Below are 13,604 nucleotides of genomic sequence, written 5' to 3' on the forward strand. Positions count from 1 at the left end.
GCGTTTCTTGTTCTGACACTTGCCAACAAACTGGATGTCTTCGCGCATCATAGCTTCCTGCTGGTCATGTGGTTTGGGATGCTTGGGGCCTACCTGTCGCGAATGATTGCTTTTCAGGGGGCATTTCGCCAACTCGACCATTCAAGCTTGAGAATAGATTTTTCTCTCATGTCACTCGGGGTCCGCCTCATCGTGGGAGCGTTGGCCGCACTTATCTTTTATCTGCTTATTCTGGGCGACCTCGTGGGTGGAGAATTCTTTCCGGAATTGGCGGAGGAACCGTTTCTCGTAGATCGGGATATTTTCCGGGAACCGCGGGGCCCGGATGGCGCCGATCAAGTGCTGCTCGATGATGAGGGCGCTGGCCAGACTAAGATCGAAGGCGAATCCGAGCCAGCGAATCAATTGCCGTCCGTACAGGCTAGCAATGTCACTGCAGTGGCCTCGACTCCAGCTTTGCCGGAACCGGCGCCAGACACGAGCGGTGACGCCGGTACCACTGAACGCAACACCAAGATCAACCTCTTCTCTTCCGCTTTCGCAAAGCTGTTGATCTGGGCCACCCTTGCAGGTTTCTCGGAAAGACTCCTGTCCGACAGGTTGCAAGGGATATGGCGGGGAAACCGCCGCGGCGAAAATGGTTCAGCGTCAGAAATGAGTTAGCGCTTGGGCGTTTCACGCACCGTGTCGATCATCAGCTGCACGTTCTCGGGATCTGCATCCGGCGTGATCCCATGGCCGAGATTGAAGATATGGGGTCCGCCCCGGAAGGCTTCGACAATCCGGCGGGTCTCATCAATCAGCGCCTGACCGCCGGTGACCATGTGGCCGGGCGCGAGGTTGCCCTGGATGCAGCTGTCGGATTGCAGGTTCTCGGCCGCCCAGGTTGCCGAAACCGAATTGTCGATGGCCAGGCAATCGGCCCCGACCGCCTTTGCGAAGCCGATATAGTTGTCACCGGCCTCTCGCGGGAAGGCGATGATGGGCAGGCCGGGATGGCGGGCCTTGAGTTCGGAGATGATGCGTTTCGCGGGGGCGAGCGCGTATTTAGCAAAGGCATCGCCCTTGAGTGACCCGGCCCAGGAGTCGAAGAGCTTCACAACCTCGGCCCCGGCCTCGACCTGCATCGAAAGGTACTCGATGGTCGACTCTGTCAGCAGGTCGATGAGGGTTTCGAACGTCGCGTTATCGCCTTCGCGCAGCGCATGGGCCGGGCCCTGATCCGGCGTGCCGCGTCCTGCGATCATGTAGGTGGCCACCGTCCAGGGCGCACCGGCGAAGCCAATGAGCGTGGTCTCCGACGGCAATTCCCGCGTCAGGATACGCACGGTTTCATAGACCGGGGCAAGGTGATCGTGGATGTCATCCTTGCCCTTCAGGCCGCGCATTCCTTCGGGGCCGGTGATGGTTGACAGGCGCGGCCCCTCGCCGGTGACGAACCACAGATCGGCCCCAAGCGCCTGTGGCAGCAGCAGGATATCGGCGAAGAGGATCGCCGCATCGAACCCATAGCGCCGGATCGGCTGCAGCGTGACTTCGGCGGCGAGATCCGGGTTGTAGCACAGGGACAGGAAATCCCCCGCCTCGGCCCGTGTGGCCCGGTATTCCGGCAGGTAGCGTCCTGCCTGCCGCATCATCCAAATGGGCGGGTTGGGCAGGGTTTCGCCAGCCAGGGCGCGCAGCAGGGTCTTGGTCATCTTGGGCCTCCGTCACAGTCGGCGCACCCTTTTACGCGCGGCCCCCGGTGTCAAGCAGGTCGCGTTGTCACGGGGGCAAACTGCGGCTAGGAAGGCGGGCATGAATCACTCGTTGCCCACCCCCGCCCAACCCCTGAAGATCGGCACGCGCGGCTCGCCGCTGGCGCTGGCCCAGGCCCATGAAACGCGCGACCGGCTGGCCGCCGCCTTCGACCTGCCGAAAGAGGCCTTCGAAATCGTGGTGATCAAGACGACCGGCGACAACCGGGCGCTCATCGACGCCGACAAGCCGTTGAAAGAACTCGGCGGCAAGGGGCTCTTCACCAAGGAAATCGAAGAGGCGATGCTGGCGGGCAGCATCGACATTGCGGTGCATTCGATGAAGGACATGCCGGTGCTGCAACCGGCGGGGCTGGTGCTGGACTGCTACCTGCCGCGAGAGGATGTGCGCGATGCCTTCGTGTCGCTCAACTGCGCCGGGCTGGCGGACCTTCCCGAAGGCGCTGTTGTCGGATCCTCGTCCCTGCGCCGCCGGGCACAGCTGCGCGCGCGGCGTCCCGATCTGAAGGTGGTGGAGTTCCGCGGCAACGTGCAGACACGGATGAAGAAGCTTGGCGATGGCGTGGCCGATGCGACCTTCCTGGCGATGGCCGGGCTGCGCAGGCTCGGCATGGCCGATGTCGCCAAGGCTCCGATCGCGGTCGAGGATATGCTGCCCGCCGTGGCGCAAGGGGCCATCGGGATCGAACGGCGCGGGGATGACAGCCGTGCCGCCGACATGCTTGCCGCGATCCATGATCGCGAGACCGGTATGCGGCTCGCGGCCGAGCGGGCTTTCCTCGCCGGACTCGACGGGTCTTGCGAAACGCCCATTGCCGGCCTTGCAGAGTTGAGCGGCTCCACTTTGCGCCTGCGCGGCGAAATCCTGCGCCCTGACGGGTCGGAGGTTCTGTCGGATGACATCACGGTTCCGGTCGAGGACGGGGCCGCTGCGGGCAAGGACATGGCCACCCGCCTGCGCGACCGGGCCGGTCCCGGTTTTTTCGACTGGATCGCGTAAGCCCGACCCTGCTTTCATCTTGGCCAAAATACCTCGGGGGAGTCGCGAAGCGACGGGGGCAGAGCCCCCGGAAACGCTCTTGCAAGAGCGTTCTGCACGGCCCGCATCGAGACGGAACGAAGCGGCGCGGGGCGCGAGTTACAGCGAGGGAAACCCGCCCCTCAGGCCACGCGGCCAAGCTCACGCCTCAGGGAATGACCTTGCCGGGATTGAGGATGCCATTGGGGTCAAGCGCCGCCTTGATCCGGCCCATCACCGCCAGCGCAACCGGGTCCTTGTGCGCCGCCATGGCGGAGCGCTTCAGCACCCCCACCCCGTGTTCGGCCGAGAATGACCCGCCAAGCGCGATGACCTCCTCCTCCACGGCCCGCGAGATGGCCTTCATCAGCTCTTGATCCGGCGATGAGGGCCAGCCTGCGAAATGCAGGTTTCCGTCGCCCAGATGCGCGACGTTCAGGAAGTCTATGCCGGGGTCCAACGCCCGCGCGCGGCGCTCAATACGCTCCAGCAGCTCTTGCATCAGGTCGGGCCGCACCGCCACGTCATTGTCGACGAAGGGCAGTTTCAGCAGCGCCAGTTCCGCCGCCGCCTCCCGTCGCGCCCACATCTCGGCCCGCTGCGCCTCGTTCTGGGCCACGACCGCATCGAGGACGCCTCCGGCTTCCATCGCGGCCACCAGAACGGCCTCCAGATGCGCGGCGATCGGCACGACCCCGTCAGCTCCAGGCACGGCATCGCGGTCAGAGACCGCGCCCACCTCCACCAGCACATTGACCTCGTGCCGGTCTGCAAAGGGCAGGCGGGCGTCAGGATAGCGGGTCTTGAATGCGTCCAGATAGGCGCCGGGCATGTATTCGAACGCCTCTACCGCGCCGCCGGTCTCGGCCTGCAACGCGTGCAGCAGGCTTATCGCGTCGTCGATCGTGGCCGTCGCCACCATAGCGGTGGCGTAGGCGCGTGGCTTGGGGAACAGCTTCACCACGGCGGCTGTGATGATGCCCAAAGTGCCCTCGGCCCCGATCACCAGATCCCGCAGATCGTAGCCGGAGTTGTCCTTGTGAAGCGCGCTCATCAGGTCCATCACCTCGCCCGTGGGCGTCACCACTTCGACGCCCAGGCAAAGCGCGCGGGCATTGCCGTAGCGCAGAACATTCGATCCGCCGGCATTGGTGGACAGCGCGCCCCCCAGCATCGCCGACCCGCGCGCGCCGAAAAACAGGGGAAAGATCAGGCCCTGCGCCTCTACCGCCATGTGCAGATCAGACAGGATGACCCCGGCCTCCGCCACCGCGATCCGAGCTTCGGGGCGAATGTCCCGAATGCGGTTCATCCTGTCCATCGACAGCATGATCGCACCCTCGGCGAAGGTGCCGCCTGCCATGCCGGTATTGCCGGATACCGGCACCACGGGCACACGCAGGTCATTTGCAAGCCGTACGACGGCGGCCACCTCTTCGATGCAGTCGGGCCGCGCGACCGCCAGCGGCGTCCAGCTCTCCTCGCCGCTCCAGTCGCTGGACCAGCGTGCCATATCCGGGCCGGTGACCAGCTTGCCGGGGCCGAGGATCTGCTCCAGTTGGGCGAGGATGTGATCGTGTTCCATGATCGGGACGTTGCGACCATTCCGTCGCCCGTGCAAGAGGTTGGGTGACCGGGAAGGGGAGTTTCCGCCCCGTATCCCCAAAAGGGCGATTTTCTGGCTTGACGCCATCCTGAGGCTGTCATACCTAGCCCCCCGTTCGGCGGTGTAGCTCAGTTGGTTAGAGCAGCGGAATCATAATCCGCGTGTCCGGGGTTCAAGTCCCTGCACCGCCACCATCTTCCCCCATATATTGATCAGAGAACCACGCGCGGATCGTCTGCCTGTCTTGCGCTCTCGTTCAGGGTCCGGTGACCGTCGGAATGCGTGGATCGGCGTCACCCGTCTGCACCCGTGCCGCGACCGCGAGCGCCAGGGCCTGCGCCAGGCACATGGGCGCGGCGAGCGATCTTGAAAAGCTGTAGTCGTGTTCGGGCACCGGGAACAGGACGCTCGCGGATTTGGCCAGCGGGCTCAATGTGCTGTCCGAAACGGCGACAACCGGAATCCCGGCCTTGGCGGCTTCATCCACGATGCTTACCACCTCGTTGGCATAAAACCGGAAGGACACGGCCAGCAGAACGTCGCCTTGCCGCATCGTGCGCCCGACATGGGTGGCCAGGCCGCCGCCGCTGTCCAGCAGGATGCAGCGTTTGCCCAACATGGTCAGGATATAGCGCAACAGCTCCACCACGGGGGCGGAGCGTAGCTGCCCCACCAAATAGATCACATCCGCCATGTGCAGCAATTCTGCCGCGCGGGCCAGGTCCGCGGTGTCGATGGCGGTCACCAGATCCTGAAGCGAGGCGATATCCCGCACCACCAGATCGCGCAGGAACGTGGCGTCGGACCCGTCCCCGGAGGCCAGCAGTTCCGCATCCAGCGCCTTGACCCGGGCTTCGAATCCCGGCGCTGCGGTGGACAGGCGTTTCTGGAACAGCGCCTGCAATTCCTTGAAACCGGAATAGCCGAGCGACTGCGCAAAGCGCACGAAGCTGGAGGCGTGGATGCCACAATGTTCCGCAATGGCGTTTACCGACAGCACCGCCACGTCATTGGGGTTCTGCGTCAGGTAGAGCGAGATTTTCTGATAGGTCTTGCTCATCTGCCCATGGCGGTCGTGAATCAGCCGGATCAGGTCCTCGTAATCTGCCGGTGCCTTGGCCGATGTCATCGCTGTCCTCCTGTGTCATGCCGAAACCGCGCAACGGCTCGGAACAGTTTGCAATGTCTATTGCAGGCGGGCTGCGTTCAAGTGGATTGTTTTCGCATGATCGCCTTCTGCGGTGCATATCCGCGAGGTCAGGTAATCCTTACTCGTGCTCCGGTTGCGCGATACCTATGTGAATGTGATGCCAGCGCAACGGACCCGCTGCATGGCGTCCGCAAGGGGAGAAATGTCATGGGCAGGATTTCAAGACGGGCCTTTCTGCTTGGCGCAGGCGGTGCCGCCGGATGGTATGGCGCGCGGCGCTTTGGCAGTCATCTGCCCGTGCTGGATGGGGCAGGGCTGACCGTACCGGCCTCTGGTGACGGCATTCTGAACGATGCAAGCGGCCTGTCCCCCACCCCGATCCACCGCCACATCACCCTGTCGCAGGATCCGGGCGAGGCGCTGATCACCGCGATCCGGGCCGAGATCCGCGAGGCCTCTGCCGAAGGCCGCCCGGTCAATATCGGGGCCGCGCGTCATTCCATGGGCGGGCAGGCGATCCCGCGTGAGGGCCACGCGATCACCTTCGACAATGGCATGGTGGAGGCTGATACAGCCAATGGCACCTACCGCGCCCATGCCGGTGCCCGTTGGTCACAGATCATCGGGGCGCTCGATCCCATCGGGTTCTCCCCCAAGGTCATGCAGTCGAACCACGATTTCGGCGTCGCCGCCACGTTCAGCGTCAATGCCCATGGCTGGCCGGTGCCCTGGGGGCCGATGGGGTCGACCGTGCGCAGCTTCCGCATGGTGCTGCCCTCAGGCGATCTGGTGACCTGTTCGCGCACGGAAAACGCGGACCTCTTCACCATGGCCATGGGCGGCTACGGGCTGGTGGGCGCGATCATCGACATGGAGGTCGAGATGGTCCCGAACCAGCGCCTCCTGCCAACTGCGCAGGTCATGCCTGCCCAAGACTTTCCCGCCGCTTTCGATGCCGCGATTGGGTCTGGCGAGGTGCCCATGGCCTATGGTCGCCTGAACGTGGCCCGCGCCGAATTTTTCGAGGAAGCGATCCTTGTCAGCTTCCGTCCGGATGCGGATCAATCCGACCTGCCCGCCGCCGAAAGCTCGGGTCTCATGTCGCATCTCGCCAGTTACATCTATCGCTGGCAATTGGGGAATGAGCCGATGAAGCATTTACGCTGGTGGACCGAAACCGTGGTCGGCCCTGCGCTTGGCAACGGAGCCTACACACGCAACAGCCTGATGAATGAACCCGTCGAAACCCTCGGCGACCGCAACCCGACGCGCACCGATATCCTGCACGAATATTTCGTGGCCCCCGACCAGTTCGACGATTTCCTGACCGCCTGTCGAGAGGTCATCCCCGGATCGTATCAGGAGTTTCTGAACGTCACCCTGCGCCATGTGGCGCAAGACGATGAAAGCTGGCTGTCCTACGCACCCGTAAACCGGATGGCCGCAGTCATGAGCTTCAGTCAGGAACTGACCGAAAGGGCCGAGGCCGACATGGCCCGCATGACCCGCGACCTCATCGACCGGATGATCGAGATCGGCGCGAGCTACTACCTGCCCTACCGGCCGCACGCGACGGTGGATCAGCTTGTCGCCACCTACCCGCGCGCACCGGAATTCGCGGCGGCGAAGCGGGAACTGGACCCCGATCTTATCTTCCGCAACAATCTTTGGGACAGCTATCTGGGGGCGCTATGACTATCCTGCAAAAGATCTGTATCGGCTATTTCGTCGCCCTGATGATCGCGGCGTCGCTGAATTACATCCCCGGCCTCACCGATGAAAACGGGCTCGTCTTCGGGATCTTCGCGCTCGATATCTTCGACGATTCCCTGCATGTGGTGTCCGCCCTCTGGGCGCTGGCCTCGGCCTTCATCTCGTCCCGTGCCGCGCGGACCTTCCTGATCCTCTTCGGCGCGGCCTATCTGGGCGACGGGGTGTTCGGGTTCTTCACCGGCTGGGGCTATCTGGACCTCGGCATCTTCACCAACGAGTCTCTCGGCATGGATGTCTCGCTGCCCCGCGTTCTCGCCAACCTGCCCCATCTGGCGCTCGGCGGCTTCGCGCTATGGGCAGGGCTGAGGCTGGGGCGCGGCTGATGCGCATCCTGTGGCGCTGGCTGAAACGGTTGATCATCACGCTTGTCGTGGTGGTGCTTGGGCTGCTCTCACCGGTGCTCTACGTCGAAACCATGTGCCGGGGGCAGGCCGTTGCGTCGGATTACACAGCACTTCTGCCGCCGGAACATCACCGCACCGAATCCCGCACGCTAATGACCTACCCCGAATGGCAAATCGTCCATGCCTATGACGATTATGCCGAGGTCATCCGCACCGGCGACCCGCATGAGTACAACTTCCTGCAGGCGATCACCGGTTACTGGTCGTCGCTTTGCGCGCTGAGCGAGGCCTCCGCCGCCCATGGCGGGGTCGATGGCCCCACCCGGCAGATGGTGCATGTGATCGGCGTCAGCTTCACCGCCGAACTGCTGCTGAAGGCGGCCTATGAGGAAACGGTGGGCCGTGTTTTCACCTGGCTGCGCGGGCAGGATCGGGCGCCGCTGGATGCGCTTTCCGCCGATCAGGCGGGCCGCTATGCCAGCTTCCTGCAACAGGTGCCGTGGTATCGGTGGGATTTCGCTGCCGACGCTCAAGCGCTGCGGGACAACGCGGGCGACAGCCTGCGCGACCGGGAACGCGCCTTTGCCCTCGGTCTCGAATTCCGCGCCAAGGCGGCCTACGCGCAGGTCATCGCGGCGGCGGTCGCCAGCACCGGGTTTGACGAGCTGCGGCTCAGGATGATCGTCACCGACCTGCCAGAGCCCTTGCCAGACGTGGACATCATCGCCGAACGCCCCGAGGGGCTGGAGCTGGAAACGCCCCGCTACCGGGAACTGACCCACCTGATGGCACGGATGGCCGGGGCGGGTGCGGATTTCGTGGAGATCGCCGGCAATGACGACATCCTGCTGACCGTGACTTCCTCCGAGGCTGAAATGCCAGAAGCGCTGCACAGCTTCCCCCGGCAGGGCTATGGTGACTATCGGCACCTTCTGCTGATCCCGGTGAGAGATCTGGCCGAAACCCTGCGCGGGCTGGAGGCGCGCGGGGTCACGCTGGAACATATCCATGATTATTAGGCGGGTTCTGCTGATGCTGCCCCTGCTGGTCGCAAGCTGGCTGCTTGTCCTCACCCTCGTCATGCGCTTCTCCGATGCCGCACCTGGGGCGGTGGTGATGTTCCCGCTCGAAGGGTTCATCGCCGGCCTCCCCGCCGATCTTTCGGTCGTGGCGGCCAACGGCTTCACCGTGACGCTGGTCAGCGACACCCCCGATATGGCCCGCCGCCTCTACGAGGCAGGCGCGCCCTGGGTGCTTCCTGCAGGTCTGCCCGGCTGCCTGCCATTGCCCGACCCGCGCTGAAGGCGTTTTGACATCCCCGCCCTATCGGCTAAGCCTGTTCCCAGATGACGCCACAGCCGGGGAGGGGCATGACCGTCACCCGCACCATCCTGTTCTCGATCCTGTTCCTGGCCTTCGCGTCCGGGGCCTATGTGCTGTCGTCGGGCTATTTCCGGTCCGAGGAGGTGACGCGCGCCGAGGGCCGCCTGTCGCTCTACCACTCCACCGTGGTGGCGGAGCTTGACCGGTTCTCGCACCTGACCTTTGTCCTCGCCCGCGACCCGTTCGTGATCGAAACCGCCAGCGGCGGGCCCACGGCACCGCTCGACGGACGACTGGCCAGTTTCGCCAACCAATCCGGCCTCGACGCCATCTACCTGATGGATTTCGAGGGTCTGACAATCTCTGCCTCCAACGCGGGCAGCGCCAGCAGTTTCGTCGGTCAGAATTACTCCTTCCGCCCCTATTTTCAGGAAGCGCTGGAAGGCGGGCAGGGCCGGTTCTACGGCATCGGCGCCACAACCGGGCTGCCGGGCTATTTCATTGCCGATTCCGTGGTGTCCGATCTGGGCGAGGCGCTGGGTGTCATCGCCATAAAGATCGACCTCACGCGGCTGGAAAACAGCTGGCGCGAGGGTGGTGAACAGGTGCTTCTGACAAATGCCGACGGGGTGGTGCTGCTCGCCTCCAACCCCGATTGGCGCTACCGCACCCTGACCCCGCTCGACGCCGATCAGCGCGCCGCGATTGCTGAAACCCGCCAGTTCCCCGGCCAGCCGCTCGACCCGCTCGATTGGCGGGAAGGGCAGGGTGACAGCGCCATCATCGCAGGCATGGAGGTCATCCACCTGGCCACCGATGATCTGCCCCATGGCTGGCAGCTGCACTATTTCGCCAGCACCGATCCGGTGACGACCCGCAGTTGGCTTGCCACGGTTCTGGCCGTGGTCATCGCGGGCGGCGTGGTGCTGGTGTTCCTGATGCGCAGGACCGCGCAGACGCAGGCGGCGCTCACCGCGCTGGAAGCGGAAGAGGCCGAACTGCGCCGCGCCTATGACCTGCTGGCCGTCGAGATCGAGGACCGCCGCGCCGCCGAACGCCGCCTGTCGCGCACCCGCGATGAACTGGCTCGCGCCAGCCGTCTTGCCGCGCTTGGGCAGCTTGCGGCATCGGTCACGCACGAATTGGGCCAGCCCATCACCGCCATGCGCAACCATCTGGCCGCGGCAGAAATCGGTGGCAGCGACCGCGCGCTTCCGCAACTGACCGGCCTTGTGGAACGGATGGAGGGCATCACGCGGCAGCTCAAGTTCTTCGCCAATCCCGGCGAGGACGCGCTGAAACCCGTCGATCTGGGCCATGCCATGCGCGAGGCGCTGAAACTCGTTGCGCCGAATGTCGAGGCGCTGCAGATCAATCTTGTAGAAGAAATTGAACCCGCCCCCGTCACAGTTCAGGGCAATGCGCTGCGGATCGAACAGGTGATGGTCAACCTTTTGCGCAATGCCATCGACGCGATGGAGGACAGCACCCCCCGCGACCTGACCGTGCGCGTCGGCAGCGGGGCCGGTACAGGCTGGTTCGAGGTGGCGGACCGGGGCCACGGGCTTGGCCAATCCAGCCTGCCGGAGCTTCAGGAACCCTTCGTCACCAGCCGCGAATCCGGACAAGGCATGGGGCTTGGCCTCGCCATTTCCGCCGGGATCGTGAAGGAACATCACGGGGCCATGACCGCCCGCAACCGCGCCGGGGGTGGCGCCGTCTTCCGCGTTGAGATCCCGCTGGCCGACACCGCAAAGGAGGCCGCGGAATGAGCGCCCAAGACACCGCGCTATCGGTCCTCATCGTGGACGATGACAAATCCATGCGCGCCTCGCTGGTCGATCTGCTGGAGGCTGCAGGCTGGCGCACCGAGGCGCTTCCCCGCGCCACGCAGGTGGCCGAGCTGTTGCCCAAACTGATGCCCGACGTGATCCTGTCGGACGTGCGTATGCCGGGTATGTCGGGGCTGGACCTGCTGGACAGCCTCGACCGCGCAACGACGCCGCCCATGGTGCTGATCTCGGCCCATGGTGACATCCCCATGGCTGTTCAGGCGATCCAGAACGGCGCCTACAGCTTCGTCGAAAAGCCTTATGATCCGCGCCGGTTGCTGTCGATCCTGCGCCACGCCGCAGACCAGCACCGCATGGCCAAGGGCACCGAACGGCTGAAACAAAGGCTGGCGCGGCTGTCGGGTCTCGACCGGGTGCTGCTTGGCGGGACCGGCGATATCACCCGCGTCCGGCAGGACGTGCTGGACCTTGCCGACACCCCCGCGCCGGTGCTGTTGCAGGGCGAAACCGGCACCGGGAAAGAGGTCGTGGCCCGCGCCCTGCACGACCTTGGCCCGCGCGCCGACGCGCCCTTCCTGGCGCTCAATTGTGCGGCCATCGCCGAGGCCACGTTCGAAGCCGAGATGTTCGGCGTGAAGGGCGAGGCGACGGGGCGTCTTGTGGCGGCCAATGGTGGCACGCTCTTCCTCGATGAAATCGCCGCCTGTCCCCTGCCGGTGCAGGCCAAGCTGCTGCGGGTGATCGAGGAAAAGGAGCTTACCCCCATCGGTGCGACGACGCCGGTGAAACTCGACCTGCGAGTGATCTCCGCCACCAATGAAGATGCTGAAAAGGCCGTGACAGAGGGTCGTCTCCGCCAGGATCTGCTGTTCCGGCTCAACACCGTCGTGCTGACCCTGCCGCCTCTGCGCGCCCGCCGCGATGATATCAGCCTGCTCTTCACCCATTTCCTGACCCAATATGCCCGCGTCTACGAGGTGGCCGCACCCGACCTGACCCATGACGACATGGCGGCGCTTCTGGCCCATGACTGGCCAGGCAATGTGCGCGAACTCAGGAACGCTGCCGAACGCCGCATTCTGGCCGCCCGTCGCGGGCGCGGATCGGTGGCCGAGGCGATCCGGTCCGACCAGACGCCCGAAGACGTCCCCGACACCCTGCGCGAGGCGGTCGCCGTCTTCGAACGCGAGCTGATCGGCAAGGCCATCAAGGCCCATGAGGGCCGCATGGATGCGGTGGCCGAAGCGCTCGGCATCGGGCGGCGGACGCTGAATGAGAAGATCGTCAAACTGGGGCTCGACAAGGACGCGCTGCTTTAGTCTGGTCCCGCGCAAAGGAGAGTGCCCGCTTAAGGCAAGCGCATAGCCGCGGAGCGTCGGGCCGCGGTACGGCGATCGAACCGCTTTTGGGCAGCGCTTTATGCCTGCCAAGCCCGTGCCACGTCAAAATCATGCGCCTGAGGTCGCCAAATCGCCGTGCCGGGGGGCGGCCCGACGATGCGCGGCGGCCTGACGGCCTTGATTCCGCGCGGGGAATCTCCTCAAGTGCGGGGCAGTTCGACGCGCGTCGCACAGGGGGCCGAGAAACTACAGATGATGCACCCGGTTGTTGCGTGACTGTGGTCAGCCGCAAAGGAGCCCGCCCATGAAAGACCTTGCCAGCCTCATGACCCACTGGCGGCACGATCTGCACCGCCACCCCGAGTTTGGCTTTGAGGAAACCCGCACGGCGGCGTTCGTGGCCGAGACCCTGCGCGAACTGGGGCTGGAAGTGGCGGAGAGCATCGGCGGCACCGGCGTCGTTGGCACCCTGAAACGCGGCACCTCGAACCGGGCGATTGCGCTCCGCGCCGATATGGATGCGCTCAGGATCGCTGAGGCCACTGGCGCGGGCTATGCATCAAAAACCCCCGGCACCATGCATGCCTGCGGCCATGACGGACACACCGCGATGCTGCTTGGCGCCGCGAAACTTCTGGCCGAGGAGGGCGGCTTCGACGGCACCATCCGGTTCCTCTTCCAGCCGGCGGAGGAATGGGGGCAGGGGGCGCTTGCCATGCTGAAGGATGGCCTCATGGAATGCTTCCCCTTCGACGAGGTCTACGGGTTGCACAACATGCCGGGGCTTCCTGTGGGCCATTTCGAGACTCGCCCCGGCCCGATCATGTCGGCCGAGGATATCTTCGAGATCACGCTCACCGGGCAGGGCGGCCATGCCTCCAGCCCGCATTGGGGGCGGGAGGTCATGGTGCCCGCCTGCGCGCTGGTGATGGACCTGCAAACCATCGTCTCGCGCCGCATCGCGCCGACGCAGACAGCGGTTGTCTCGGTCACTGAACTCATCTCTGACGGCACCCGCAACGCGCTGCCCGGTCACGCCCGCATCCTGGGTGACGCCCGCAGTTTCAGCCCCGAAGTGTCCGCCACCATAGAAACCGAAATGCGCCGGATCGCGGAGGGCATCGCAACCCAATACGGGGTCACCGCGCAGGTCAGATACGACCGCGAATTCGTGCCCACCATCAATGACCCGGAATTGGCCGAGGCGATGATGCAATCCGCTGCGCCCATATCCGCCGTGACCCAAATCCGCCCTGAACCCATGACGGGATCAGAGGATTTCGCCCGCTTCCTGACCCACGTTCCCGGCTGTTTCGCCTTCATCGGCAATGGTGAAAGCTCCGCCCCCCTGCACGCGCCGGATTACGATTTCAACGACGCGGCGCTGATCCATGGCGCACGGGTCCACGCTGCCATTGCGCGCGCGAGGCTGCCCGAAGCTTAGTCGCGCAGGAGTGCACAACTGACCCTGCCACAACGCACGGTTGCACCTCGCGCCTG

Annotated in this window: 12 protein-coding genes and 1 tRNA gene; 10 read left to right on the forward strand and 3 right to left on the reverse strand. The window is 64.8% G+C overall.

Annotated features, from left to right (window positions below; all coding sequences use genetic code 11):
- On the forward strand, nt 1-663 hold a 663-nt coding region (locus EP237_RS23030; RefSeq protein ID WP_164744599.1), incomplete at its 5' end, for a hypothetical protein.
- On the opposite strand, the gene hemE is transcribed toward EP237_RS23030, so the two are convergent.
- On the reverse strand, nt 660-1,697 hold the full coding sequence (gene hemE, locus EP237_RS02570) for a uroporphyrinogen decarboxylase (protein ID WP_127557826.1): 1,038 nt from the start codon (nt 1,695-1,697) through the stop codon (nt 660-662). The two genes, EP237_RS23030 and hemE, sit on opposite strands and share 4 nt — an antisense overlap.
- A gap of 100 nt (nt 1,698-1,797) precedes the next feature.
- Between hemE and hemC the strand changes: the two genes are divergently transcribed.
- On the forward strand, nt 1,798-2,757 hold the full coding sequence (hemC, locus tag EP237_RS02575; protein ID WP_127557828.1) for a hydroxymethylbilane synthase: 960 nt from the start codon (nt 1,798-1,800) through the stop codon (nt 2,755-2,757).
- Between the two features lie 187 nt (nt 2,758-2,944).
- Here the strand turns inward: hemC and EP237_RS02580 are convergent, their stop codons facing one another.
- Complete coding sequence (locus EP237_RS02580) at nt 2,945-4,360, reverse strand: FAD-binding oxidoreductase (RefSeq protein WP_127557830.1); 1,416 nt, start codon at nt 4,358-4,360, stop codon at nt 2,945-2,947.
- Nucleotides 4,361-4,498: 138 nt separating this feature from the next.
- Between EP237_RS02580 and EP237_RS02585 the strand changes: the two genes are divergently transcribed.
- Nucleotides 4,499-4,575, forward strand: a tRNA-Met gene (locus EP237_RS02585).
- 62 nt (nt 4,576-4,637) lie between these two features.
- Here EP237_RS02585 and EP237_RS02590 read toward each other — a convergent pair.
- Complete coding sequence (locus tag EP237_RS02590) at nt 4,638-5,510, reverse strand: MurR/RpiR family transcriptional regulator (RefSeq protein ID WP_127557832.1); 873 nt, start codon at nt 5,508-5,510, stop codon at nt 4,638-4,640.
- A 228-nt stretch (nt 5,511-5,738) separates the two neighbouring features.
- Here EP237_RS02590 and EP237_RS02595 point away from each other — a divergent pair, with 228 nt between their 5' ends.
- From EP237_RS02595 to EP237_RS02625, 7 genes are all read left to right on the forward strand, one after another.
- Nucleotides 5,739-7,226: an FAD-binding oxidoreductase gene (locus EP237_RS02595; RefSeq protein WP_127557834.1), complete on the forward strand. Its 1,488-nt coding sequence runs from the start codon at nt 5,739-5,741 to the stop codon at nt 7,224-7,226.
- Nucleotides 7,223-7,627, forward strand: a complete 405-nt coding sequence (locus EP237_RS02600; protein WP_127557836.1) for a DUF4383 domain-containing protein — start codon at nt 7,223-7,225, stop codon at nt 7,625-7,627. Before EP237_RS02595 ends, EP237_RS02600 begins: the two co-directional genes overlap by 4 nt.
- The gene (locus EP237_RS02605; RefSeq protein ID WP_240661465.1) at nt 7,597-8,667 is read left to right on the forward strand and encodes a hypothetical protein; all 1,071 of its coding nucleotides are present in this window, start codon (nt 7,597-7,599) and stop codon (nt 8,665-8,667) included. The genes EP237_RS02600 and EP237_RS02605 overlap by 31 nt, the downstream gene beginning before the upstream one ends.
- A complete protein-coding gene (locus EP237_RS02610) occupies nt 8,657-8,950 on the forward strand; it encodes a hypothetical protein (RefSeq protein ID WP_206052243.1) in 294 nt (97 codons plus the stop codon). The genes EP237_RS02605 and EP237_RS02610 overlap by 11 nt, the downstream gene beginning before the upstream one ends.
- 68 nt (nt 8,951-9,018) lie before the next feature.
- Nucleotides 9,019-10,743, forward strand: coding sequence for a sensor histidine kinase (locus EP237_RS02615; RefSeq protein ID WP_127557840.1), 1,725 nt, complete (start codon nt 9,019-9,021; stop codon nt 10,741-10,743).
- A complete protein-coding gene (locus EP237_RS02620) occupies nt 10,740-12,083 on the forward strand; it encodes a sigma-54-dependent transcriptional regulator (RefSeq protein ID WP_127557842.1) in 1,344 nt (447 codons plus the stop codon). The genes EP237_RS02615 and EP237_RS02620 overlap by 4 nt, the downstream gene beginning before the upstream one ends.
- A gap of 325 nt (nt 12,084-12,408) precedes the next feature.
- Complete coding sequence (locus EP237_RS02625; RefSeq protein WP_127557844.1) at nt 12,409-13,548, forward strand: M20 aminoacylase family protein; 1,140 nt, start codon at nt 12,409-12,411, stop codon at nt 13,546-13,548.
- Nucleotides 13,549-13,604: the final 56 nt, after the last annotated feature.

The organism is Nioella ostreopsis (assembly GCF_004000255.1).
Taxonomy (GTDB): Bacteria; Pseudomonadota; Alphaproteobacteria; order Rhodobacterales; family Rhodobacteraceae; genus Nioella; species Nioella ostreopsis.

Excerpts from the sequence above, each read along its gene's own strand:
- hemE (WP_127557826.1), bottom strand. The coding sequence starts at position 1,697 with ATGACCAAGACCCTGCTGCGCGCCCTGGCTGGCGAAACCCTGCCCAAC.
- hemC (WP_127557828.1), top strand. The coding sequence starts at position 1,798 with ATGAATCACTCGTTGCCCACCCCCGCCCAACCCCTGAAGATCGGCACG.
- EP237_RS02580 (WP_127557830.1), bottom strand. The coding sequence starts at position 4,360 with ATGGAACACGATCACATCCTCGCCCAACTGGAGCAGATCCTCGGCCCC.
- EP237_RS02590 (WP_127557832.1), bottom strand. The coding sequence starts at position 5,510 with ATGACATCGGCCAAGGCACCGGCAGATTACGAGGACCTGATCCGGCTG.
- EP237_RS02595 (WP_127557834.1), top strand. The coding sequence starts at position 5,739 with ATGGGCAGGATTTCAAGACGGGCCTTTCTGCTTGGCGCAGGCGGTGCC.
- EP237_RS02600 (WP_127557836.1), top strand. The coding sequence starts at position 7,223 with ATGACTATCCTGCAAAAGATCTGTATCGGCTATTTCGTCGCCCTGATG.
- EP237_RS02605 (WP_240661465.1), top strand. The coding sequence starts at position 7,597 with ATGGGCAGGGCTGAGGCTGGGGCGCGGCTGATGCGCATCCTGTGGCGC.
- EP237_RS02610 (WP_206052243.1), top strand. The coding sequence starts at position 8,657 with ATGATTATTAGGCGGGTTCTGCTGATGCTGCCCCTGCTGGTCGCAAGC.
- EP237_RS02615 (WP_127557840.1), top strand. The coding sequence starts at position 9,019 with ATGACCGTCACCCGCACCATCCTGTTCTCGATCCTGTTCCTGGCCTTC.
- EP237_RS02620 (WP_127557842.1), top strand. The coding sequence starts at position 10,740 with ATGAGCGCCCAAGACACCGCGCTATCGGTCCTCATCGTGGACGATGAC.
- EP237_RS02625 (WP_127557844.1), top strand. The coding sequence starts at position 12,409 with ATGAAAGACCTTGCCAGCCTCATGACCCACTGGCGGCACGATCTGCAC.